General features: G+C 66.6%; 7 protein-coding genes. 2 read left to right on the top strand and 5 right to left on the bottom strand.

All coding sequences use genetic code 11. The features are described from left to right. Together Q1J95_RS14925 and Q1J95_RS14920 are read right to left on the bottom strand one after the other, a co-directional pair. The coding region (locus Q1J95_RS14925; RefSeq protein ID WP_300269053.1) for a PBSX family phage terminase large subunit at positions 1-926 on the bottom strand (926 nt) is incomplete at its 3' end. After that, the gene (locus Q1J95_RS14920; RefSeq protein WP_300269052.1) at positions 916-1,425 is read right to left on the bottom strand and encodes a hypothetical protein; all 510 of its coding nucleotides are present in this window, start codon (positions 1,423-1,425) and stop codon (positions 916-918) included. The genes Q1J95_RS14925 and Q1J95_RS14920, both read right to left, overlap by 11 nt. Before the next feature lie 72 nt (positions 1,426-1,497). Between Q1J95_RS14920 and Q1J95_RS14915 the strand changes: the two genes are divergently transcribed. Further along, on the top strand, positions 1,498-2,043 hold the full coding sequence (locus Q1J95_RS14915; protein WP_300269050.1) for a hypothetical protein: 546 nt from the start codon (positions 1,498-1,500) through the stop codon (positions 2,041-2,043). 58 nt (positions 2,044-2,101) lie between these two features. Continuing rightward, positions 2,102-2,647, top strand: coding sequence for a hypothetical protein (locus Q1J95_RS14910; RefSeq protein WP_300269047.1), 546 nt, complete (start codon positions 2,102-2,104; stop codon positions 2,645-2,647). A 128-nt stretch (positions 2,648-2,775) separates the two neighbouring features. On the opposite strand, the gene Q1J95_RS14905 is transcribed toward Q1J95_RS14910, so the two are convergent. The 3 genes from Q1J95_RS14905 to Q1J95_RS14895 form a co-directional block, all read right to left on the bottom strand. Beyond that, positions 2,776-2,973 carry a hypothetical protein gene (locus Q1J95_RS14905; protein ID WP_300269045.1) on the bottom strand — a complete coding sequence of 66 codons (198 nt, stop codon included), beginning with the start codon at positions 2,971-2,973 and terminating at the stop codon, positions 2,776-2,778. A gap of 48 nt (positions 2,974-3,021) precedes the next feature. Continuing rightward, positions 3,022-3,504, bottom strand: a complete 483-nt coding sequence (locus Q1J95_RS14900; protein WP_300269043.1) for a hypothetical protein — start codon at positions 3,502-3,504, stop codon at positions 3,022-3,024. Next, the coding region (locus Q1J95_RS14895; RefSeq protein ID WP_300269040.1) for a hypothetical protein at positions 3,501-4,316 on the bottom strand (816 nt) is incomplete at its 5' end. The genes Q1J95_RS14895 and Q1J95_RS14900, both read right to left, overlap by 4 nt.

The raw sequence follows: 4,316 nt of genomic DNA, 5'->3' as shown, positions 1-4,316 counted from the left end.
GCCCTGAACCGCTTCGACAGCTCGGCGTCCGTGAGGCGGATGCCGGACTCCTTCGAGTCGTAGCCCCACTCATCCATCAACACCAGGCGCGGCTTCGGCTTCCCGTCCTTGTACTCGTCCGTGAGGCCGAGCAGCAGGCCCGTCGTCGCGTTCGTCGTGCCGTAGTCCATGCCGATGCCGTACACGTCCCGCAGGGGCGGCATGTCGGCCCAGGGGATTACGTGCCGGTCGGGATCCCACATCGGGTAGACCGCGCCGGCGGCGTTCGTCCACTCGCCCTTGATCATCCGCTGGTAGAAGACGCCGCTGTAGGAGCGCTCCATGTCGGCGACGTACTCGGCGGGCAGGTTCGGGTTGTCCTTCATCGTGAAGTGGAAGCTGATGAGGTTCTTCGCCGCGCCGGGCACGATCCACTTCTTGCGGATCCAGTGGTTGCGGGACGCCGGGTTCATCGTCGCGAGCAAGCGCGCGCCATCGACGCGGAGTCGAGACACGAGCATGTTCCAGAAGGCCTCGGGCATCAGCGCGGCCTCGTCGACATACGCCAGCGCGATCGTCGATCCCTGAATCCTGCCGACCGCCTCCGTGTTGTGCGCACCGATGACCATGACCTCACGGCCCAGGATCCGCGCCGACGACGCCCCAGGCGTGTAGTGGATCTGCGACGAGATCAGCGTCCCGAAGATCGCCGTGTTCTGGAACAGCACGAAGATGTTCTGGTACACCGTCGTCATCGTCCGACCGACGATCACGATGATGCCCGTGCGAGGCGCTGCACGCACCGCGAGCAGGAACGCGAATAGGCTGATCACCGTCTTGCCCGACGACACCGCGCCGAACCAGAGCGCGAGCTTGAACTTCATCGCATCGACCAACGACAGCAGCTGCGCCGGCGACACCATCCGCTCGAGCTCGTCAATCCTCATCGGGCGGAGTCTCCGGTCGGAGCCGCTCAGCAGCGGCAGTGAAGCCCGCCGCGAGCGTGTCGATCACGCCGACCGCCTGCTCAAGTCCCGTGTCGGACTTCTCGACGATCCGCGTCAGCTTGTCGAACGTGATGCCCGCCGTCGTGATGATGTTCCGCCGCACCTCGACAGGAGCCGACTCGAGCGTGTGCTCGTTGTAGTCGTTGTCCTTGCCGCCGAAGCTGTACACGAGGTACGGGTCGTCGATCCGATCGAGCATCGCCTCCGACGCCGCGAGCATCTTCTCCGCGAGTCGGGTACGGCCCGCAGCGAGGTCGATCTGGCGCGCCTCCGTGGCCTGTTTCGTCTCTGACCGGTCAAAGGATCGGTCAGCGGCTCGGCAGATGTTGGTGACGGATCCGGCGCTGATGCCGACGCGGCGGGCGATCTCGTTGCGGGGGTGTCCTTCGGCGTGGAGTGCGAGGACGTGTTCGCGCTGCTCGTCCGTGATGGTCGGCATGGGATCACCTCGTTCGGGCCTCTTGCCCTGTGCGGGATGCGTCGTCTCGACGCGGTCTGGGATGCTGTGGTGATGAGAGAACTAGCCGCGTTGCCGGTAACCTTCGGCCCGCATGAGGCCGACTGGTGGATGCTGGCCGTGACCGCCGTCTCGGTGATCGTTTCGGGCGTCCTGGCATGGCTGGCATACCGGAACGGGCGCCGCGCGACGGACATCGCGGTCGAGTCCGCGAAGCGAGACGAGGCGCGAGAAGCGCTGGCATCGCAACAGCGGGAGGACGAGGCGCGCGCGCTGGTTGCCGTCTCGATGCTGCGGGCGCTCGCGGTTCTAGAGCAGCTCGTGGCCGGCGACCCTAGCTTTCGGATCGTGGAGGCTCAGCTGAATGAGCGTCGGGCGGAGGCGCTTGCTCAGATCGATATTTACGCGACCGACGAGGCGGATGAGGAGCTGCACGTCTGGTTCGAGTCGAGTATGGCTGAACTCGAGAGGATCGCGCGTTTCTCGCCGACGTCCGTGAGCGAATCGATGAGGATTGCCAGCTTCATCCGTCAAGGGATCGTGCAGTGGAACCGACGGGCTGTGACCGCGGATCTGCTGGCAGTGGGGAAGCTGGGCTGACAGAAGCCTGAGTTCGACATGTGTCACAGACGGACCTTGTGTCTGTGATACTGCTGGGGTGTCTCCGGAACTTGCGGTCGCGCTCATCGCCAGCGCTTCGGGCCTCCTCGGCGCATTGCTAGGCGGTGCGACCTCCCTTGCGACGACGTACTTTGGCCCGAAATGGGAGCGACAGAGAATCGAAGCGGCTGAGTTCCGTGAGCGTCGCCGCGCCGCGATCATCGCGTGGATCGATGCTGCGCAGCAAGTCGCGACGGCCGCTGTAGACAAGACTGAAGACCGACCGAAGCTTGCTGCCGCTTTCAATTTGGCGCTCTCGCAGCTCACCTCTCTGCTGTCGCCAGAAGAGAATCGCGTCGACAACTTCATCCATGGGGCGAGTTCGTATGCGGGCACGTTCACGAGAAACTCGGGAGCGCGCGGGCTGATCATTGCGAATGCCGGTCGGATGCTGATTGCTTGGCACCGCGGCGCGCTGCACCACTCCAAACTGCGGCCCTTCAAGCTTGTGCACGATGATGGCCTTAACAGAAGCTCCATCGTCTATGTCGAGTCGTGGAGCGATCACGCGGACGGCGAGGTAGAGGACGGGCCGCGGCGCTAAGCGCAGTACACCAGGCGGTGGGGAGCCGGTCACAGTTGGACCGGCTCCCGCTAGGCGGACTGCTCCACCATCTACGATTCATCGTGCCATGAATGCAGGATTTGCATATTTTTCGGCGCGGGATTTGGTCACCGGCGTGTCGGCGACCCACGGGGGCGACCCCGCTTCACCGTCGGCGCGATCCTCGCGACGGCCTTCGCGAGCACGTGAACACGCCCGTCGATGATCTGCGACGCGAGCCGATCCGACTGCACCCACACGTAGATCGCGCGGCGCGACCTGCCCGTGAGCGCCGACGCCTCAGCGATCGTGATCCACTCCTTCACCCTGCCTCCTCCTCGCTGCTGATCTGTGGGTAAGCGGCGGCGTTACCCTCACTTACCAGGGCGGCGCTCAGCACGGCTCACCTCCTGGGCGGCAAGGAGAGCGGCCCGGGCACGCTCCCGGCGGTAGTCATCCACCATGTCGTACTCCCAGAACACCTCCGCTGCGGCTTCCACCTCGTCGTCGCTCGGTTCCCGGTCGGCGTCGGCGCGATTCTGAGGACGGCACGACATCTTGTGTCGCCCGTCGTCTCGCCCGCAGACGTTGCACGGCTCCCGGCCGGCCTGCTCCCTGATCCGGGCAGCGATGTTGCGCCACAGTGCATAGCTGCTGAGCGGCTCGATCTGCTCGCTCTCCGCGATCTGTGCGGCCTTCTCGCGCTCCTCGGCTCGCACGGCGTCGATCATGCGGTCGAACTCGGCCTTCAGTTCCGTAGGCGTCATCGGCCTCTCCCCGACGTGCCCCGCGGATTCAATCTGGCCGACTATGTACGAGACGCGCGCGTTGTCCAGGCTCGGCGTGTAGTCGCTCATGCTGCCTCCTCGATTCGTTCGTGGATGGTGTGGTCCGGGTAGACGATCCAGTCGCCCCGGTTGGTGTGGCCTGTCGCGGCGAGGTCGCCGTCGAACAGGGCCTGTGCGCCCATCGCGCGCGAGGCGGGGCCGATGTCGTGGCAGGTGCAGGCGCATGACGTGCGGTCGCAGTCGACATGCATGCCCGCCTCGCACATGCCGGATCCGGCCCACCGGTCGCCGGGGAGCTTCACGCGCGCGAGCTCTGCGCCGCAGTGCTGGCACTCGACCGACCGGCCGCCCGCGATCTCCCGCGTCGGGTTCTCCGACAGCGACAGCAGGCCGCACGACGGGCACCGCACCCGTTCGAACCGGGTCGGGCGTTCCTCGACCTCGAGGGTCGTGTAGGCGCGGCGCGCGGCGACCGCGAACAGGAGCGCGTCGCGCGCGCCCTCCTCGGTCGCGACCCACACGTGCAGCGGCTGGTCGCGCATCGACGCGAGATGCCGACGGCACTCGTCGATCGCGAGATACCCGAGGGGGAGGAGCGTGTAGCCCAGCGGTTCCCCGCCGCCCTCGCCCGTCGGGGAGACGGTGCGCCCGCCAGCGGCCTCGACCAGCTCTCGCCATCGCGGCCACTCCGCGACCGCAGTCTCGACGGCCTCGTAGTGGTACTCGCACAGGAAGCCCCGCTCTGCCGCCTTCGGCAGGCACCCGCGGCAGTCGCCCGGGCGGCGCGTGTAGCCGGGATGGTCGAGGCAGGTGACCCGGTGCTCGCCCCACTCCGCACAGGGACGCACGCCGGGGATCTCGCCGAGCGCTGCAGCGCACAG

Source organism: Microbacterium sp., from assembly GCF_029263575.1.
Lineage (GTDB): Bacteria > Actinomycetota > Actinomycetes > Actinomycetales > Microbacteriaceae > Microbacterium.
The sequence above is the reverse complement of the archived record's forward strand: the minus strand, read 5'-3'. Positions and strand labels throughout refer to the sequence as shown.

Bases quoted from the DNA above. Each gene is read 5' to 3' on its own strand.
- Q1J95_RS14920 (WP_300269052.1), bottom strand. From the start codon at position 1,425: ATGCCGACCATCACGGACGAGCAGCGCGAACACGTCCTCGCACTCCAC.
- Q1J95_RS14915 (WP_300269050.1), top strand. From the start codon at position 1,498: ATGAGAGAACTAGCCGCGTTGCCGGTAACCTTCGGCCCGCATGAGGCC.
- Q1J95_RS14900 (WP_300269043.1), bottom strand. From the start codon at position 3,504: ATGAGCGACTACACGCCGAGCCTGGACAACGCGCGCGTCTCGTACATA.